Annotated in this window: 15 protein-coding genes; 11 read left to right on the forward strand and 4 right to left on the reverse strand. The window is 39.5% G+C overall.

What is annotated here, in order from left to right:
- Positions 1-118 precede the first annotated feature (118 nt).
- The 5 genes from ACZ41W_RS00490 to ACZ41W_RS00510 all read left to right on the forward strand — a co-directional run bounded on the left by ACZ41W_RS00490 (position 119) and on the right by ACZ41W_RS00510 (position 6,391).
- On the forward strand, positions 119-733 hold the full coding sequence (locus tag ACZ41W_RS00490; RefSeq protein ID WP_464312929.1) for a TetR/AcrR family transcriptional regulator: 615 nt from the start codon (positions 119-121) through the stop codon (positions 731-733).
- 118 nt (positions 734-851) lie between these two features.
- On the forward strand, positions 852-1,694 hold the full coding sequence (locus ACZ41W_RS00495) for a GNAT family N-acetyltransferase (protein ID WP_464312930.1): 843 nt from the start codon (positions 852-854) through the stop codon (positions 1,692-1,694).
- Between the two features lie 36 nt (positions 1,695-1,730).
- A complete protein-coding gene (locus tag ACZ41W_RS00500; protein ID WP_464312931.1) occupies positions 1,731-2,390 on the forward strand; it encodes a class I SAM-dependent methyltransferase in 660 nt (219 codons plus the stop codon).
- 113 nt (positions 2,391-2,503) lie between these two features.
- Positions 2,504-4,021 carry a DJ-1/PfpI family protein gene (locus ACZ41W_RS00505; RefSeq protein WP_464312932.1) on the forward strand — a complete coding sequence of 506 codons (1,518 nt, stop codon included), beginning with the start codon at positions 2,504-2,506 and terminating at the stop codon, positions 4,019-4,021.
- A 414-nt stretch (positions 4,022-4,435) separates the two neighbouring features.
- Complete coding sequence (locus tag ACZ41W_RS00510; protein WP_464312933.1) at positions 4,436-6,391, forward strand: GTP-binding protein; 1,956 nt, start codon at positions 4,436-4,438, stop codon at positions 6,389-6,391.
- A gap of 95 nt (positions 6,392-6,486) precedes the next feature.
- On the opposite strand, the gene ACZ41W_RS00515 is transcribed toward ACZ41W_RS00510, so the two are convergent.
- Both ACZ41W_RS00515 and ACZ41W_RS00520 read right to left on the reverse strand, forming a co-directional pair.
- Positions 6,487-7,131: a DUF998 domain-containing protein gene (locus tag ACZ41W_RS00515; protein WP_464312934.1), complete on the reverse strand. Its 645-nt coding sequence runs from the start codon at positions 7,129-7,131 to the stop codon at positions 6,487-6,489.
- A gap of 3 nt (positions 7,132-7,134) precedes the next feature.
- Complete coding sequence (locus ACZ41W_RS00520; protein ID WP_464312935.1) at positions 7,135-7,758, reverse strand: TetR/AcrR family transcriptional regulator; 624 nt, start codon at positions 7,756-7,758, stop codon at positions 7,135-7,137.
- 236 nt (positions 7,759-7,994) lie between these two features.
- On the opposite strand from ACZ41W_RS00520, the gene ACZ41W_RS00525 reads away from it, so the two are divergent.
- The 3 genes from ACZ41W_RS00525 (at position 7,995) to ACZ41W_RS00535 (ending at position 11,584) form a co-directional block, all read left to right on the forward strand.
- The gene (locus ACZ41W_RS00525; protein WP_464312936.1) at positions 7,995-9,008 is read left to right on the forward strand and encodes a metallophosphoesterase; all 1,014 of its coding nucleotides are present in this window, start codon (positions 7,995-7,997) and stop codon (positions 9,006-9,008) included.
- Positions 9,009-9,194: 186 nt separating this feature from the next.
- Positions 9,195-10,145, forward strand: coding sequence for a BlaI/MecI/CopY family transcriptional regulator (locus ACZ41W_RS00530; protein WP_464312937.1), 951 nt, complete (start codon positions 9,195-9,197; stop codon positions 10,143-10,145).
- A gap of 17 nt (positions 10,146-10,162) precedes the next feature.
- Positions 10,163-11,584 carry a S41 family peptidase gene (locus tag ACZ41W_RS00535; RefSeq protein ID WP_464312938.1) on the forward strand — a complete coding sequence of 474 codons (1,422 nt, stop codon included), beginning with the start codon at positions 10,163-10,165 and terminating at the stop codon, positions 11,582-11,584.
- A 122-nt stretch (positions 11,585-11,706) separates the two neighbouring features.
- On the opposite strand, the gene ACZ41W_RS00540 is transcribed toward ACZ41W_RS00535, so the two are convergent.
- The gene (locus ACZ41W_RS00540; RefSeq protein WP_464312939.1) at positions 11,707-13,458 is read right to left on the reverse strand and encodes an ABC-F family ATP-binding cassette domain-containing protein; all 1,752 of its coding nucleotides are present in this window, start codon (positions 13,456-13,458) and stop codon (positions 11,707-11,709) included.
- A gap of 222 nt (positions 13,459-13,680) precedes the next feature.
- Positions 13,681-14,838, reverse strand: a complete 1,158-nt coding sequence (locus ACZ41W_RS00545) for a hypothetical protein (protein ID WP_464312940.1) — start codon at positions 14,836-14,838, stop codon at positions 13,681-13,683.
- 273 nt (positions 14,839-15,111) lie between these two features.
- Between ACZ41W_RS00545 and ACZ41W_RS00550 the strand changes: the two genes are divergently transcribed.
- From ACZ41W_RS00550 to ACZ41W_RS00560, 3 genes are read left to right on the forward strand one after another with little or no spacing between them, the layout of a single operon-like run.
- Complete coding sequence (locus ACZ41W_RS00550; protein WP_464312941.1) at positions 15,112-16,434, forward strand: hypothetical protein; 1,323 nt, start codon at positions 15,112-15,114, stop codon at positions 16,432-16,434.
- Positions 16,431-17,387, forward strand: coding sequence for a hypothetical protein (locus ACZ41W_RS00555; protein WP_464312942.1), 957 nt, complete (start codon positions 16,431-16,433; stop codon positions 17,385-17,387). Before ACZ41W_RS00550 ends, ACZ41W_RS00555 begins: the two co-directional genes overlap by 4 nt.
- A gap of 19 nt (positions 17,388-17,406) precedes the next feature.
- The gene (locus tag ACZ41W_RS00560; protein ID WP_464312943.1) at positions 17,407-17,805 is read left to right on the forward strand and encodes a hypothetical protein; all 399 of its coding nucleotides are present in this window, start codon (positions 17,407-17,409) and stop codon (positions 17,803-17,805) included.
- Positions 17,806-17,835: the final 30 nt, after the last annotated feature.

Genomic DNA, 17,835 nt, shown 5'->3' on the forward strand with positions numbered 1-17,835 from the left:
CGATGTTAGTCCATTTTGATTATAGAGTATCGGACATTTAAGATATTAAACATTTTAGAAATTAGATATTAGATATTAGATATTAGATATTAGATAGTACTGAGTGATAGGAGTTCACATGCCAAAACTAAATGATGAAAAATGGTCAAAAAATAGAGAAGAAATCGTCGCTGTAGCGTTTGAATTGTTTGCTCAAAGAGGATATTCTCGGGTGTCCGTCAATGAGATTATCAAAGAAGCGCAAATTAGCAAGGGATGCTTTTATACGTATTTTCAAAGCAAACAAGAGGTGTTCTTTGCAATCGTTGAAAATTCAGACTTAAACAAGTCGACGCTGTCGGGAAAGATTGACTTGTCCTTGTCACCTGTTGAAAGGATTTCGGAGTATATTCGGATTCGATTGAGAAATTTTCTAGATGAAAATAACCGTCAATGGATTAAGTTCGCTTCGGAGTTCTGGGCAACGGCAGATTTCACAGAGGAAATGACAGATCTCAATCAAAGACGGTACCGTGCATTTGAGCAAGATGTTAAAAACATCCTCGTCGCCGGTATGGAGAGTGGGCATTTTAAGAAGACGATTCCTTTAGAGGCGTTTTCTTATATCCTCATTGCACTTATCAATGGCGTGGCAAACTTAGCTGGCGTCATGCAGTTTGAACTGGATGAAAATAAAATAAGCGTTGCAGTAGATATCGTCACGACGTATTTGACGGAGTACACAAGAGAATAGCAAGGAGGGGCATATGATTCAATTATTTCGATGCACAGATGTGGATCAACACTTAATTTATGAGACTTTTACAGAAGGATTTTCAGACTATATGATTTAGATTTCACTAACAGAAGAGGTGTTTTTCGACCATTTCTTTGAAAAGGAAGGCAATCAACTGGAGCATTCGTTTATTGCTATTGAACTGGACGAGGTTTCTAACAGCGGCGATAGGGTAAGTGATCGAGTGAAAAATCAAGCAGATATAATGGCAAATGGCAAGGGTGTAGGTGTTGTTCTAGGCGGCATTCGAATGTTTGACCATCAGAAGACCATGCGCTGTGGTGGCCTCTGTGTCATTCCCAGCAAACGTGGTACGGACCTAGCGAAGCGGCTTATGGCAGAACATAAAAAAGAAGCGGAAGCGATGCAGTGTGATCGGCTATTTTTAGAGGTGATCAACGGCAATGATCGGGCAGTGAAGCTTTATGAGCGGCTTGGATATCAGATTTGCGGAAATTTATGGTACTATCATCTCGATCAACCGGAGGTATTGACGTCGCTAAGGGAGCAGATGATGCAGCCGAAATCGTTCGGCGAGGGGATTGAGATCAAACCGATTTCGTTTGAGACGTTAAAAGCGTATCGTGAATCGCTGCCAAATGTCTATGTGAATTGGCAAAATGAGATGGAGACGATTGAAAAGCGAGCAGGTTCGCAGTACGGTGCCTATGCTAAAGGGCATCTCGTAGGGGCGGTTGCGCATTTTAAATCATCGATTCAGTTTATCGCGATAGATGAAGCGTTTAGGGGAAAAGGAATTGCGCAAAGAATGGTGGGGCACATTTTGCAAATGGAACCTGATTTAACCGGACTACGTTTTAGTTTTCCGGATCATGCGGGTATGGAAAGTTTAATGAAGCGTTTGGGCAGTTCTAAGGATGCGCTGTCACAATATGAGATGGTGATGTCGCTTAAGTAATGAGACGTGATAAATCATTTTGGGGAGGTGTTTGAGATGCATATCATGATGAAACCTTTGTTTTGGATGATGGGGAAGTTAAACCCGAAGATGAAAGTTGTTCCGCTTCAATCCATTCCGATGAGGTCGTTTGAACTCTTAGAGCAATATCGTGGAAAGAGCGATGCGCCAGAAATGAGAGGAAGCATCATCGACCTAGGTGGCGGTGGCGAAGGGGTTATTGGACAAGTGTTAGGACGCAGTGTGACCGCAGTGGATATTCGTCAAGATGAGCTAGAAGAAGCGCCTGATGGACCTTTTAAAGTGGTGGCCGATGCGCGTGCTTTACCGTTTGAAAACGAAAGATTTTACTGTGCGACGGCGTTTTATTTTCTGATGTATTTAAAGCCAGAGGATTATCGAGCGGTGATTGCTGAAGCGAGTCGGGTTTTGAAAACAGGAGGTCGTTTGGTGATTTGGGATACGGTGATTCCAAAAGCAGAGGTAGCGAATGAACAATTGTTTGTCGTACCGGTGCAAATTGAGCTTCCAAAGAAAAAGGATTTTACGGCCTATGGGGCTAAATGGGCGACAAGGGAGCTAAACCCAGACATGTTGTGTCACATAGCTGCGGAGTATGGACTTCGAGTTGAGGCCAACGAAATCAATGGACAAGCATTTAAGTTGGTGCTGATAAAGGATACAAAGTTGATATAGGTTGGAATTATGCCTATAACGAGTTGTGCCAATGGATGTAAATAATCAATGAATGTAAATGATCAATGGATGTAAATAATCAATGAATTTATATAGAGGTAGGGGGGATTAAGATGAATGCTGCACTTTTTTATTATGATGGGTTTGCTCAGTTTGAAGTGTCTTTGATGCTTTTAGAACTTCGAGAGTTGAACTGGCGTCATGTTGCGCTTGAAAATAGACCGTATAAGAGTTTAGAAGGGCAAACGTTTTTAGTAAATTCTGACATTGAGTCGCTCAATCCCAGTGAAATCGATTTGTTCGTGATTCCTGGTGGGGACAGCTTTCCACTATTTGAAGCGTCAGAATTGAAGCAGCTGATTGAAGCCATCTTAGCGCATGGCGGCATAGTGGCGGGCATCTGTGGCGGAGCTGAGCTTCTCGCTGGATTTGGTTTGCTTGAGGGAGTGCGCTGTACAGCTGGTGCGACGGGCATTGCATCGGATGATCCACTTGCGAAGTATTTCGAAAAAACACAGTATGAAGATTCGCCTGTGGTGATTGCGCCGCATTCAGTTGGAACGGTGATTACCGCACAAGGTCAATCTTATGAGTCATTTGCAAAGTGTTTAGTGGAATATATCGAAAAAACAGGTGATGAAATTGATGTGGATAAGACATCTATAACGACACTCAATCAGTTGACAGAACAGCTGTCGGAATCGCTTAAAAGCATAGAGGTCCAATATCGGATTTTGCCGATTGAGATCCTGTCAGAATTAAAACAGGCGATTGAATCCAAACATCATCAAGGCAAAGTCGGCGCGTTTATCTATGAAAACTACATGCATTACGACTTTGAGACTCCAGAGGGGTTTCAATCAATTTTGATTGCATCCTATCCTCAGCCGCATGCAAAAGTGGCTTACGAAACCGAGTCAGGCATCCAATATGCGACGATTCCTTCGGGATATCACCACTCAAAATGGGCGAGTGAAAAACATCAAAAAATTTGTGAGGTGTTTGAATCTGCTGGTCTGAAGCTGAAAGAAGTGCATTTACCTTACAAACTTTTAGGTGCGTGGTCGGGATTGACGAAATACGGCAAAAATAATATCAGTTATGTTGAAACCTATGGCAGTCAGCATCGTCTTGTGGCGTATTATACGGACTTGCGTGTGGATGAAACAATTGAGAAGTCCGGGAGTTATGGGGATTATCGTACTTATGGGCATCATCGCCCGGTTGATGATGCGGAAGGCTTCGAGATGGATATTTGTAACAGTTGTGGGGCTTGTGTTAGTGCCTGTCCATATGGTGCCATTCCTGAAAATGAGTTTCTTCTTGATCCCAATAAATGCGTCTCGTTCTATTTGGACTTAATGGACCCGATTCCAGAGTGGAGCGGATCACACAAAATTGAGTCTTTGATTGGTTGTACTTTGTGTCAAGATTGCTGCCCGATGAATCACTATTTTGATCATCAGCCAGTGGAAGTACTTGCAACGCTTAATCGGTCTGAAGTTGAAGAGATCACCCAACATGATCTGTTTGAAAATCTGCCTTTGAATACTCAAGACGCGCTTAAAGCCTATGGATTTGACGGGTGGTATGATCTGTTTAGACGCAATTTGATGTTGAACCTCAGGTAGTTACTCCCTTCTTTTGATCTGAGTATGACAACTCTATGACAAATTCATGATAATCATATGACAATTTGTATTTGGGATTGTAATTTTAGATGAAACGTGTTTTAATAAGTGAGTAAGCGCGAGTTCAAAGTGCAAGATGATGAAAATCTTGACTTCGCCAGCAAAATATAAGGAGGTCATAAATATGATGAACAAGACACTATTCGCAAATTTAATCAAAGCATGTTTTATGGCCAATGGTGATTGCTAACCGATTTTTCTTATAAATGGTTTTTAGTGAACTTTATTATGAGACTTTTCTATTGAGTTTATCCACAGTCATAAGCTGTGGTTTTTTTGTGCTCAAAATTAGGCTCAATCAAATGAAAACGTCAAGTTTACTGAGACTTTATAAGAAAATGGAGAACAATCGATATGAATACAAATACAATTAAAGATACAATCACAAATACAACTTTAACCTATGAAACATTACCGGAGGCAATCGCAGAGACAACAATTAAGCAATCTAAAAAGATGAACATCGGCATATTAGCCCATGTAGATGCAGGAAAAACAACAATTACAGAGCACATGCTTTACGCATGTGGTGCAATAAAAGAAGTGGGACGCGTGGACAATGGCAATACCATAACAGATGGGATGTCGCTGGAAAAGTCGCGTGGCATTACCATCAGACAAACGACCGTCACAATGAATTATCATGATCATGAAATCAATTTACTCGATACCCCTGGACATGTGGATTTTATCGCAGAAGTCGAGCGGTCACTCAGTGTGCTTGATGCAGCCATACTCGCGATATCGGCGAGAGAAGGGGTTCAAACTCAGACCAAGGTGATTTTTCATGCACTGAAACGTGCGGGAATCCCTGTGGTGCTGATGATCAACAAAGTCGATCGAATGGGCGTGAATTTAGAGTCCGTGATGCACCAAATTCACTCGGAATTATCAGACTGCGTGTATCAAATCAACGGAGTTGAGCATGCGGGCGAGCGATCAGCAGAGCTCAGAGTGATTCACTCAGAGGAAAAACACATGAATCTTGAAACGCTGTCCCTATTAGATGACGCCATGTTTGAAGCGTGGGCTGGCGAAATGGACGTAACCGATGCGCAAATGAACGCGGTGGCAAAGCGATTATTTAATGAATGCAAGCTCATGCCCGTGTTAAATGGCTCAGCTTTACATGGACTGGGTATTTCACCACTTTTATCTCTCATCACAGAGTGGGTGGAACCCCAAACACAAGAGCCCCTTTCCGCTGTAGTTTACAAAGTGGATCGAGATGAACACGGGGCGAGAAGGTGTTTTACGAGACTTTTCGGAGGCGCACTGGTTTTGCGAGAAACCTATCCAATATATGCTGAAGATAGAACGACTAAAATTTTGAAAATGGAAGCATTAAATGGAATCAAAACCATTCGCAAAGATGTTGTCACGGCTGGAGATGTGGTGATTTTATACACGGATGAGTTGGCTGTGGGAAGTATTTTGGGTGAACCCCCAATCCATAAAAAATGGGTCCACATTTCATCACCGACGCTGAAAGCGCAGGTATTAGCAAGCGATTTAGCAGAAAGAAGAAAAATATGCGACGCGCTTGTGGCATTAACGGATGAAGATCCTTTTTTAGAGTTCGAAATCCATCCTGAAACAGAAGAGATTTCGTTGAAACTCTTTGGAATGGTTCAAAGGGAAATCATTGAGCAGCTTCTCAAAGAGAGATTTGACATTGAAACTCAGATTCTTGAACCAGAAATCGTCTACAAAGCGGCCATCAAATCACAGACTGAAGCGTGTTTGTTGATTTACCAAAACGGCAATTTACTCCCAGCGACTGTAGGTGTTGTGATTGAGCCTTTGGAAGCTGGTGCTGGAATTGAGTATGTCACTGAAGTGTCATTTGGAGATCTCAAAAAGACATTTCAAAACGCCGTTCGAGAAGGGAGTCTTCTTGGACTGAAAAAGGGCATCGATGGCATGGAAGTGATGGATGTTCGCATCCGATTTGTATATTCGGAGTATGATAGTGTCAATAGCACGCCATCGGATTATAGAAAAGTATCAGAACTGGCAGTCACAAAAGCGCTTCATGCAGTGGATATCTGCAAAATTGAACCGATTTATCATTTTGATCTGGTGATTCCACAGTTACTCGTCGGAAAAGCCATTTCAGACGTCTTGAAGATGCGTGGAACATTTGAAAATCCCATCATTGAGGGGGATTCTGCAATTCTCAAGGGGATATTGCCGCAAGCGACCAGTCAATATTATCAAACTGAACTCGCGGATTACACCAGTGGAAAAGGCGTTATTTCATATGAGCCTGCTGGGTATCAACCTGTGCCAGAGGCTGTTCACGTTTAGAATAGTTTTTTAACTAAGTCACAGGACAGTAAAATCAATACAAAGAAGCTACTTTCATTATTCCCAATAAGTTATAATGAAAGTAGCTTCTTTTCTTAAGTAAAATCAAACCCCATAAATAAATAGAATCCCAAGATTGCGTTAAATCCTGTTGCAGAAAACACACTAAAGCGTTCAAATATACCGAAGTATGCTTTAGGTACAAGACCTACGCCGATTGCACCAATGAACATCAGCGCTAGGGCAAATAGTGCGTAAATTGCTAATGAATGATATTTCTTTTCTTTAAAACCACCGACGATAATCAATATGAGTGAGACGATAGATAGCAACACGATTGGAAGTGTCACTGCGTATATGTGCATCAAGTCTTGAAACGAATTTGGTGTACCACTTTCAGATAATGGAAACATGGTATATCCAACATTTGATACCCAATTCATTAAGGCAAATAAGTACAAGCCATGGCGAAGCCAAGAATTCAGTTTATTTTGGATAAAAATGCAAACTATAGTAATTGAAACGACACCACAAACACCATAAAGACTTGTCAGTTGATTCCATAGCATTCTAGAAGGTGCATTAACCGCACTAAGATCGCTTACTGCTTGCGACATCCAATTATAACCTGGATAAGCAATTGGTGAAAATACCACTCCCGCAGTATAGGAAATCAAACTAATCACACCCAGTAAACCCATCCATTGAATTAAAGGTCTTTTTCTATGCATCAATGTCATTGTTTATTCTCCTTTCTGCACTCTGTGCATTTGGTCAAAGCTTCTAATATGATTTTCAAGTAATACAAGCGCTTCAGGAATTTTGTGAGGTTGGCCATCGCACATCGACAGCAGTAGTGGAACGGGGGAGTAAAATTGTAAAGCAGCAGTTTCAGGACTTTTCTGTACAAAGCAACCAGAAGACATAAGTCCCATAAATAAAGCACTTTGGTACTTAAGAGGAGCCAAAATGAATTGGTTCACATAGAGTTCTGCTAACTCAGCAGATCTATGGAGTTCCCGAGTCAAGAGTCTTCTAAAAAGGCAACTATACTCATCGTTTAAGTTATGGAGAAAAAGTTCTTTTCCCATCTGAACGAGATGTTCTTCAGAAATCAATTGAAAAGTGGATAAATCATTTTGAGCATTTGTCCCATCAAGATTTAACGATGATATGAGTATTTCATAGCGTTTGTCCATTTCATCGAGAATTGAATCAAATATACTCTGTTTACTTGAGTAGTGTTTATACAGAGAGGGAGCTTTTATGCCTATAGCTGCGGCAATTTCAGCTACGCTAACTGCATCATAGCCTTTTTCGGAAAACAGCTTAAGCGACTCTAGCCTGATACGATCTTTAGTGTTCATTTTACCTCCAACAAAATAGCTAATGTTTATTAGCTACAGTATAAGCTAATAAACATTAGCTTGTCAATCGGATTTTCTAAAATATTGCGACCATTTCGTACAATATCAGGTATATTGTGCTTATGGTTCCGGAGAATGTTCACATTTATGTCGATGACTTTCACCTTTAAATACGATATACTAATTTTCTAGGTTTTTAGAAAACCCTTGTAAATCATATCGTATCGAGGTGTCCATTGAACAACGCCAGTCATAAAGGCCATGAGCCTTCTTATAAAAAATCAACTCAACAAGCTAATTTTAATTCGAATTCACAAATGAATTCACAAACGAGTTCACATAAGCGAATAAAGTACGTCATGCTCTTATGTTTGGGATTGTGTGTACTTGCAGTCGCCATCGGCATTTATTCTGTGAAAATTGAACCCTATTTGATTCAGGTTAAGTCCTATGCACTGACGGGTCAAGTTTCAGAGGTACCCCTAAAGATCGTGCAGCTTTCAGATATTGAGATCAGCCCTGAGTATACCGTGGAAGAGCTTGATAAAATCGTCCTGAAAGTTAATGCGATGGAACCTGATATCGTGGTATTTACAGGGGATTTATTTGAAAGTTATTACTTATATGGTCCTGCACATGAAGTGGTTGAATCGCTTTCGAAGATTCGATCAAAGTATGGAAAATTTGCCATTTGGGGAAATAACGACTATGGTGGAGGCGGTGTAAGAGTCTACGAATCCATCATGACGGATTCCGGATTTGAAGTGCTTAAAAATTCAAGCTGCGTGATTGTGTTGACAGATGACAAGACCATTGCCATCGGCGGATTAGACGATGCTCAAATGGGCGAGCCTGATTACAGCGCGGTTTTTTCCAATAGCATGGTTTTTTCTAATACAACCAACTCACATGTAGTTAATGGACTGTTTGATGTCGATTACCGAATCCTCTTGGCACATGAACCAACTGAAGGTGAAGCATCTGTCAGTTCGAAATTAGCGAATTCCTTTAAACAGAATCAACTGCCCAATGTCGATTTGATCTTATCCGGACATACGCATGGCGGACAGGTTGGCATCGGTTTTGTGAGAGAGCTCATGAACATCGATGAGCCTTATCTTTCAGGGCTCTACACGTTGGATACAGCCAACAAGACGACGTTGATTGTCAGTAACGGTCTGGGAACCTCAAGAATTCATGCACGGTTTTTAGCCCCACCTCAGATTATCGAAGTCAATTTAAAACTGTAGTTGAAGCTATACCAATATTTAAATCCTCATAACCTAGTTGTAGCAACCGATAGACGGCGATACAAATAAGTGATGGGGATTTTTCTTGACATTGTTTGACTACAAGTGTAGACTAACTATAAACAAATGTTGTCTACAGATGTAGTCGTCAATAGTTGTAGTCATACATAATTGGAGGATCATCAGATGAAAGCGGTACAAATATCAGATGCAGAATGGCAAGTAATGCGTATTTTATGGTCGGGTAAAGCGAACACAGCAAGTGACATTATGAGCGCTTTGAAGCAGTCTAGTGATATGAATTGGGAACCCACAACAGTAAAAACACTCTTATCTCGATTGGTTAAAAAAGAAGTGCTTTCTTATGAAGCCAATGGCAGAAAATATACTTATCAAGTGAGATTGACTGAAAGAGAGTGCATTCAAAATGAAATGAAAGGCTTTATTCATAAAATCTATGGCGGGCCTTTACTTTATCAGACGGAACATTTTAATCTATACGGTGGTGGAGATGTTTTATATGCTGCTAAAATAGCAGACACCTTAGAAATGCATTACTTGAGGATTGGATCACATTTACAATGTGATTTTGAGGAACGCAGAATTGTCTACATACACGATTCGCAGGAAAGGTTACATTCAGCGCTAGGTATTGTCAACGGTCCTAAATGGTTGAGGGGTGGACTTACATGGGATGTGATGCATATTGCGCCTGAGCCGTGCTTTGATGATCTTTCAGCGGAAAAGGTAGCGATTCACCTATTGGCACAAGTGATGGTCAGCCAACTCAGCGAGTCACTTCCGTATTGGTTGATGCATGGCGTTTCTGCATATGAGGCACAGTGGTTGGAACGGAATCGCATCACCCATGCGCTTGAACGCTACACCGAACAGATTCATCCGCTAGATTTTGCAACTTTTGAATCGAGTTTTGAAAAGTTTAAAGAGCGTGGGGGTTATGAAATTGCTTATACAGTTGTCGAATACATCATTGAAACATTTGGATATACAACTCTCGTAGAATACATTAAGAAACCTTCTGATTATCAGGTACATTTTCATCAGACTGCTTCTGAGTTTTGGTTATCATGGGTTCAATTTATTCAAACTCAATATGGTGTTAAGCGACTTTTATAGTAAAAGGAGGGAATTAGATGAAATCATCAAGATGGATTTTGGTATTGCTAATCATGAGTTGGAGTGTCATTGCATGTTCGTGTGAAAGTCAGAAGAATTCCGTTTCAAATGACGCATTAACTGTCACCGCAAGTGAAACGAGTGACGAAACGACAGACGAAGCGACTAACGAAGGGATAGTGGGGAGTCGGTTTGAGCTCACTGCGCTGCAAGAAGATTTTGCGACATTTAGGAGATATGTTGAAAACTTTCATCCAATGCTCTATGCCGACAGAGAAGAAGTAACACAACTTTTAGATGCAACCTATGAGCAGATTACAGATGGCATGACGACACTTGAATTTTATCGATTGGTTGCGCCGATCGTCACAACGCTCAGATGTGGGCATACTTACTTAGGGCTATCAGAATCCGATTATAACCAGTTGATTGAACAAGGTAAATTCTTGCCTTTTAGCATTTATTGGCAAGATGAACACGCTTGGTTGAGACAAAATAGTTTGATTCCCGACATTCCAATTGGTGCTGAAATCGTCAGTATAGAGGGGATTCCGATGAAAGACATCATCGCTGGAATCTACGAAAATTTTGCCTCTGATGGGACCAATGAAACCATGAAAGCGCGTGCTGTGAATGCGGGATTTAGATATCATTATGCCATTGATCATCCAAGCCAAGAAACCGTGATGGTGAGTTATCTGCTCCCTGAAACAACACAAGTAAAAGAGATGGAAGTCCCTATGGCGACTAAAACAGCCATTGAAGAAGCGGGCGATGCATTTTGGGATCAAGATATGAATTTAGCAAGAGAAAATAGCATGCTGTTTGAAGAAGACTATGCAGTGCTTCAAATGGCAAGTTTTTACCCCGAAGGGAGCGATTCAGTAGCGAGCTATAATGCTTTTATAGACGATTTTTTCAAGAAAGTGGATGAAAAGCAACTAACGAACATCATCATAGATGTACGAGATGATTTTGGTGGTGATCCCAATGTTGCGTCACACTTATTTTCTTATCTTGAAAAAGAACCAGTTCCTTATTTTGCGAATGATTTTGCGAAGGGTTACCCTTCTCTAAGAAATCCGATTCCAATGGCAGAACAGCCATATACGGGAAACGTGTACGTTCTTATAAATGGAAATTGCTTTTCCACAACAGGACATTTTCTCGCACTCATGAAGTACCATCAGATTGGCACGATGATTGGAGAAGAAAGTGGGGGTTCGTTTGCCTGTACAGACGCATCATCTTCAACGACGTTAGAGCATACACAACTTAGTTTTCGGTATTCAACCAGAATTTATCAAGTAGCTGTTGAAGGGTTGACAGAAGGTCGTGGCATTATGCCGGATTATATGACCTCGCCAAGTTTAGAAGAAGTTATGAATTTAGTCGATGTCGATATGCGAAAGGCCATCGAACTGATTCGAGGAGAATAAAAACAATCACATAGACAAAGCAAATAAACAAATCAAACAAACAAATCAAATAAAAGCGCCTTAAGGGCGCTTTTTGATTGTACGTGCATATGGATTAAGTTGATATTACGGTGTTGCCTTATCTATTTAGTTTCTTTCATCTTTTCAATGATTTCTTCTAAAGTCTCAGCGAGTGACTGTGCTGTCTCAAAATAACTCTCATCAAGCGCTGTTTCAATTTGTACTTCTAAGTCTTTTTTCTTCTGTTCAAGTTCTAAATACTCATGTGTAAAGTGGTTCTCATAAATCATTTTTCTAAACTTGCGAATGCTCATTTTTCGAATGCTATGATCTTCGATAAGAAGCACATAATCCATACAATTGGCGATCATATAGTAATCATGCGAAATCATGAGTAAGGCACCTTTGTAGGATTCAATGGCACGTTCAAGTGCAATTTGTGCATAGGTATCTAAGTGACTAGTTGGTTCATCTAGTAAAAGCAGGTGAGACGGTTTTAGCATCAGCATGGCCATCTGTATGAGATTTTTCTCTCCACCAGAAAGTGCAGAGAGTTTCTGTTTGAGGATATCACTTGGGAACCCAAATTGATTTAAATGGGATCGAATGGCATCTGGTGAAGGCATGCCAAGCTCAAAGAAAGCATCGAGTACGGAAAGGGAATCATATTGAATATCCGATACATTTTGAGATTGATATCCGACTATAACGCCTTCTGTAAGCTGAATAGCAGGATTTTTATTTTCATGAATTGCTTTGAATAATGTCGTTTTACCTGTTCCATTGGCACCGATGAGCGCAACTTTTTCACCGGGCTCTATGGTAAATGAAGCGTGATTGATTAAATCGTGTTCAAAACGAAGCGTTAAATCATCAACCGTTAGAATCGTTGTTTCTACGTCTGGTTGTGCAAGCTCAAATTGAATCTTTGGCTGAGTGATGGCAACAAATGGTGCTTTGATGCGTCTTGCCTCAAGGCGCTCTTTAAATTTGACTCTGGCTTTAAGCGCACGTCCCCTTGAAGCATCGGCATTATAAGAAGCGTGAAATCTCAATTGATCAATAAGTGCTTCGTTTCTTGCAAGCGCTTCATCGTCTTTGAGTGAGAGTTCAAGTTGCTCAATTTTATTTTGTAAAAGTTCGAATTTGTATTCCATGAAATTGCCATCAAATGACTGAATTTCTTGATTTTCCAGGTGAATAATCGCGTTGAAACAATGATTGAGTAGGTAGCGATTATGCGTGATGACAAGCATGGTTCCCTTGTGGGCATTGATGAGATTTTTTAGAGAATTCAGATTCTCAAAATCTAAAAAGACATCGGGTTCGTCCATAATAAGAAGGTGTGGATGAAGCGCCATTTCTTTGATGACTTGAACGAGTTTGAACTCACCACCGCTAATGTTTTCTACCGGTAAATCCTTAAGTTTGCTCAGCTCAGCGAGATTGAGTTTTTTGAGGATATCTGTCTCAAAATCATGACCACCTATCGCTTCAAAGGCATCTAGTGCTGTTTGATAGGCTTCTAATATAGACTCTAAGTCTTCTGCATGTTCCATCTTGGCACAAAGTGCATCGATCTCTGCTTGCAGTGTGTGAAATGGCTCGCACAGATAATCATAGACTGTCTGAGTGGCATGAATGGGTTTTTTATAAAATTGACTCACATGACCTAATCGATACTGTGGATCGATGATGATTTTTCCATCGAACATCAATTTTTCAGGATCCATCATCATTTCTACAAGGGTGGATTTTCCAGAACCGCTTGAGCCGATAAAAGCTGCGTGTTGCCCTTGCTCGATGGTAAATGAGACTTTGTTAAATAAATCTTTTTGAGGAAATCCAAATGAAACCTCTTTTATTTCAATCATGTTTGATTCCTTTCTATTCAATACAACAGTTAAGTTGAAAATTTTCTAATTGCTATAGTCATTTACTATATTAGTGGAAATCCGCTTAAATGTCGAGAAGATTAAGAAGATGTTGAAACCCAATTAAATATAAGCAAAAAAATCAGCAGATTCGTTACAATGACTGCAAAAATCTGCTGGTTATTTATCATATTTTATTACTTAGACGAACGGTTCCTGTATTTATTTAATATAGCCTGGCATCTTAAATTGTGGATCGATATTGTTTTGAATATATGCTTCTGCTGAGCTGATGTCTTGTCTGTTTAAGAAAGTTGTATCTGCAGCAAATTCAATATCCTGAAGGGTTTTAATTGTTTTTTCATTAGATATTTGCTCATAGTTAAACGTTGAAGTAAAAAAGTTTTTAAGTTCGAGCGCAATATCTACTTTTGATGAACTGATGCTAATTCCAGTTTTGTCACTCCATGAAAAACCAATTCCAGTTAAATCAAGATATTTGGAGATTTTTTCATATTCGCTTGCTAAATCTAATTGGTCGAACACGTCTTCATTTTCAAGTGGTACTAGGGCATTGAATGCATTTAAAAATACATCTTTTGTTTCATTTGCAATAGTTGTAAAACTTGAATCGGCCATTGTTAAGCCAAGATTGTCAAGTATGTCAAGGAAAGCAGCATACTGATAATGTGTATTCACCCAGTTGTTAAACATCTGTGTAACCGACAACTCTTTATGCTTACTATAATTATCGCTGATTTCATATAAACCTGATTTATTGCGAGAGCTCGTTATACCAGTTTTTGATTCATAAAGTTTATTGAGTTTTGTTTGAATGCCTTCGTATTTTGAACTGCCAAACCACTCACCTGAAACCCAGAGAATACTAGCAAATTTTATACTTAATACGCCATCTTTTACTTCGTCCTTAAATGCATTGACAATTTCTTTTTTAGATTTTGTGACAGCTCCAATAATGGCGATTTTACCTGCGGATGCAGTCACTGTTTTTCCAAAAATGAGGCATGGAATCAAAGTACCATTCCATTGTTTATAAACTTGCATACTGTCTTTATTCAAAGCCATTATGTAGAGTTTTTTGAGGTTTAGTGCAATTGTTTTATCAGAGACTAAGTTTCCTTTGCTGTCAAAATACACTTCATAATACATATTTTTTTCTGGATTTAATTTTTCGCCATGAATATAAACTGAGTAATTCTTTCCTTGATAAGAAATTTTACCTTTCTTAATCAAATATTTTGCCATCGCTTGTTCTTGACTGATGACTTTTGGAGCCGCAAATGTAAATGACGAGAATGCAGAAGTAAAAATAAGTGTGAGTAAAAGGGACCACAAAGCTATTTTTTTAGTGAAATTCATAATTATTCCTTTCTAACCTTATATAAAGGTTTGATTAAATCTTTCGAAATGTCTGACCATACATAGATGCAATTGGTTATATAATAACATGTATTTTGCGCGTGCTCAATCAAAATTATTTTTTAGTATGATACAATGCTTTTGTCAATGCGAAGGTGTTCATCTTCATTAAAGTTGTCAGAAAACACATCAAATGTTAAAATAAGTTATCATTATGAAATCATTCACAAGTACTAAGAGGGGAATTAAATCTATAAGTTGGGGGAGTATTGAGTGGATAATAAGTCATTGGAATCCATGCTATTTGGATTAAAAGAGGTACTGAATGATTCAGATCGTACAGATGTTAAACGTAAAATTGATTATAAACTTAAAGAGGTTAACACTTTAAAAAATGCCAATGAGAATCAAAGTGAAGTGCTTTTTGTCAAAGAAACTGTGACTTCTCTTTCTGAGTCCTTTCATATGAGGCAAAAGCAACTTTTAACGGATAGTGAAATCGTCAAACAGATCAATACGAAAATTGACCGATTCCGATCAGAACATGAACTCAAAATCCAAGGATTACTAAGTTCATTGATGCAGGATATTGACGAGGCGGTAACGCGCTATTCGGATGAAATTATAAGAAGATTGGATGCGAAGACGATAAAAGAACGTTTTCATAAAAAAGAGGATTTTGAACTGTGGTTAAATACACTCAACGACAGTTATAAACGCGATATGGAGAAGTCGGTCGATCGAAAAACACAAAGTACGATTCGAAGCTATTTAATGGATGTTGAAACTGTTTTTGAAGAGACGACTCAGTATTTAGCGAATCGAGAGGTGGTTCTCGCGACAGAAGATCATTTTTATGGTTCGTTATCCAGTAGCAAACAGCTGATTACGCGGGAAATTCGAAATAACATTCAAGAGATGGTGGTTTACAATAAAAGTCTCTACGAGGCATCAGAAGAACTTTTTAATGGCATTTGGGCAGCAAGAAGAAAGTATGATGCGAAACGATATGCCACAACTACTGCTGCTACAGTTTTAGGAGCTGGTGGAATTTCTGCCGCTGTAACAGCGACAGTCGCATTTAATGTCGCAACCACAGCAGCTGCTTCAGCTGCAGCAGCCACTACGGGAGTCGCTACAGCCGCTGGAGCCGCCGGAGCCGCCGGAGCCGCAACAGTCGGAGCAGCAACAGCCGCAACCACAGCAGGAGCAGCTACTGCAACCACTGTTGGAGGAACGATTATGGCTGGCATTACGGCATCTTCAATGCCGATAATTGCTGGAATTGCAGCGCTTGTAATCAGTGGCATCTTTATTTCAAATGTTGCGTTCAAACTGAGTTCGGCGATGCACTCAGGGAACCTTGAAAAAGAAGTCGCTCGTTGTGTGGAGGAATTCAAATTAGAAATCCAAAATTCTAAGTATGCGATGCAGCGTCATATTACAGAGAGCATCCGCTTGATTTTTGATAATGAATTGAGGTCATTAGATCGCACGTTTTTAGAATTTAGAAAAACAACGTATTTAGATGAAGATAAAATGCCATTATTAGTGGCAAAATTTGAAGCCATTAAAAGTGAGGTAGGATGTCTATGAGTGAATTTCAAAAGCAATTTATGCAAGTAGTAGAATCCTCGAATCAAACCAATTATTTGATTGCAGAGAGATATAAAGAAGATGCCGTTTCAGTGGTAAATGGATTGTTCAAGGAGTTAGATGAACTCAGATATACACGTGCGAGACTTGAAGAATTTAAAGAACCAGGTCGTCTTAATCAGTTCTTCATAGCGGGAGAATCAAGGCTTCAGGCTGGTTTTAGTAAGTATACAACTGATTTTACAAAGGAAGTCAATGAAACGTATAAAGATTATGATAAACGGTTTAAGCGGTTGTTTTTAGAAGCTGGAATTTCTGAAAAGGCATGGTTTACATCGTATGAATCTTTGGATGAGGATGCGGTAATGACTGCCAAAAGTAGTCAACTAAAACTCGAACTCCCGATGCTCAATCAATTCAAAGAAAAAGTGGCATCAAAATCGAGAAAAATCATTCAGTGGTCAAAAGTTAAAAAGTTCGTTCTGGGAATTCTCGTGCCAGTACTGCTTTTAGGGCTGATCACATATGGATTTCTAAAGGACATGGAAGACGCAAAGGAGTCTGTTTCGTCTCAAACAGAGTCTGCGCTTGTTCAGACGGGAATAAGTGAGGACTTTGCAACGCAATTGACAAATCAGATTCAGGAAAAGCTAGAAGGACTCATCAAAATTCCGGAAACTGTTGGAAACTTATCATCCGTACTTTTAATCGCTGTGGTGATCCTCGTCATTGTAGCTGTGTGGATGTTGTATTATATGATGATTGCATTTTTAGCAAAACGTCAAATGCATCGTCAACTTGAAAAGTCAATAGATGGTTTACTACAACGGTTTGCATCTGAGAAAGAGACCATTAAAAGTCATTATGAAACTTTGTTAAAGTCTCATCTAAACGAAATGAATCAAATTCATTTTATGAAATTCAAATCTTTAATAGATCAAGTGAACCAATAATAGAAAAGGTGGTTTGAAGATGGCGATGAATCAGTTTTTAACGAGTGTAAGAAAGAAGCCACTGATTGCTGAAAAGGCAAAAATGTATGAATTTATTGGTATGGAAATCTATGACTTATATGAATCCGGACAACTACAAATTGACGCGATTTTACCTTTTTGTCATAAAATAGCTGGGATCAATCAAGAAATCGCTGCTCTTGAACATACAGAAGCTCAAAGTGTTCTGATTTGTGAATGTGGTGCAAAACTTCACGAAGATATGAACTATTGCATGGCTTGTGGGAAAAAAGTTGCACTTGAAGAGTTGATGGCTCAAGAACCAGAAACAAAAGCGTATACAGAATGTGTTTGTGGAGCTGTTGTTGAGGTTGGAACGCCAATGTGTATGGAATGTGGAAGGCGCATCACAGTTTGAACGTGAAATATGAGAAAATAATCCATTATA

Source organism: Fusibacter fontis (assembly GCF_055378735.1).

Coding starts and splice junctions, on each gene's coding strand:
- ACZ41W_RS00490 (WP_464312929.1), top strand. CDS start 119: ATGCCAAAACTAAATGATGAAAAATGGTCAAAAAATAGAGAAGAAATC.
- ACZ41W_RS00500 (WP_464312931.1), top strand. CDS start 1,731: ATGCATATCATGATGAAACCTTTGTTTTGGATGATGGGGAAGTTAAAC.
- ACZ41W_RS00505 (WP_464312932.1), top strand. CDS start 2,504: ATGAATGCTGCACTTTTTTATTATGATGGGTTTGCTCAGTTTGAAGTG.
- ACZ41W_RS00510 (WP_464312933.1), top strand. CDS start 4,436: ATGAATACAAATACAATTAAAGATACAATCACAAATACAACTTTAACC.
- ACZ41W_RS00515 (WP_464312934.1), bottom strand. CDS start 7,131: ATGACATTGATGCATAGAAAAAGACCTTTAATTCAATGGATGGGTTTA.
- ACZ41W_RS00520 (WP_464312935.1), bottom strand. CDS start 7,758: ATGAACACTAAAGATCGTATCAGGCTAGAGTCGCTTAAGCTGTTTTCC.
- ACZ41W_RS00530 (WP_464312937.1), top strand. CDS start 9,195: ATGAAAGCGGTACAAATATCAGATGCAGAATGGCAAGTAATGCGTATT.
- ACZ41W_RS00535 (WP_464312938.1), top strand. CDS start 10,163: ATGAAATCATCAAGATGGATTTTGGTATTGCTAATCATGAGTTGGAGT.
- ACZ41W_RS00540 (WP_464312939.1), bottom strand. CDS start 13,458: ATGATTGAAATAAAAGAGGTTTCATTTGGATTTCCTCAAAAAGATTTA.
- ACZ41W_RS00545 (WP_464312940.1), bottom strand. CDS start 14,838: ATGAATTTCACTAAAAAAATAGCTTTGTGGTCCCTTTTACTCACACTT.
- ACZ41W_RS00555 (WP_464312942.1), top strand. CDS start 16,431: ATGAGTGAATTTCAAAAGCAATTTATGCAAGTAGTAGAATCCTCGAAT.
- ACZ41W_RS00560 (WP_464312943.1), top strand. CDS start 17,407: ATGGCGATGAATCAGTTTTTAACGAGTGTAAGAAAGAAGCCACTGATT.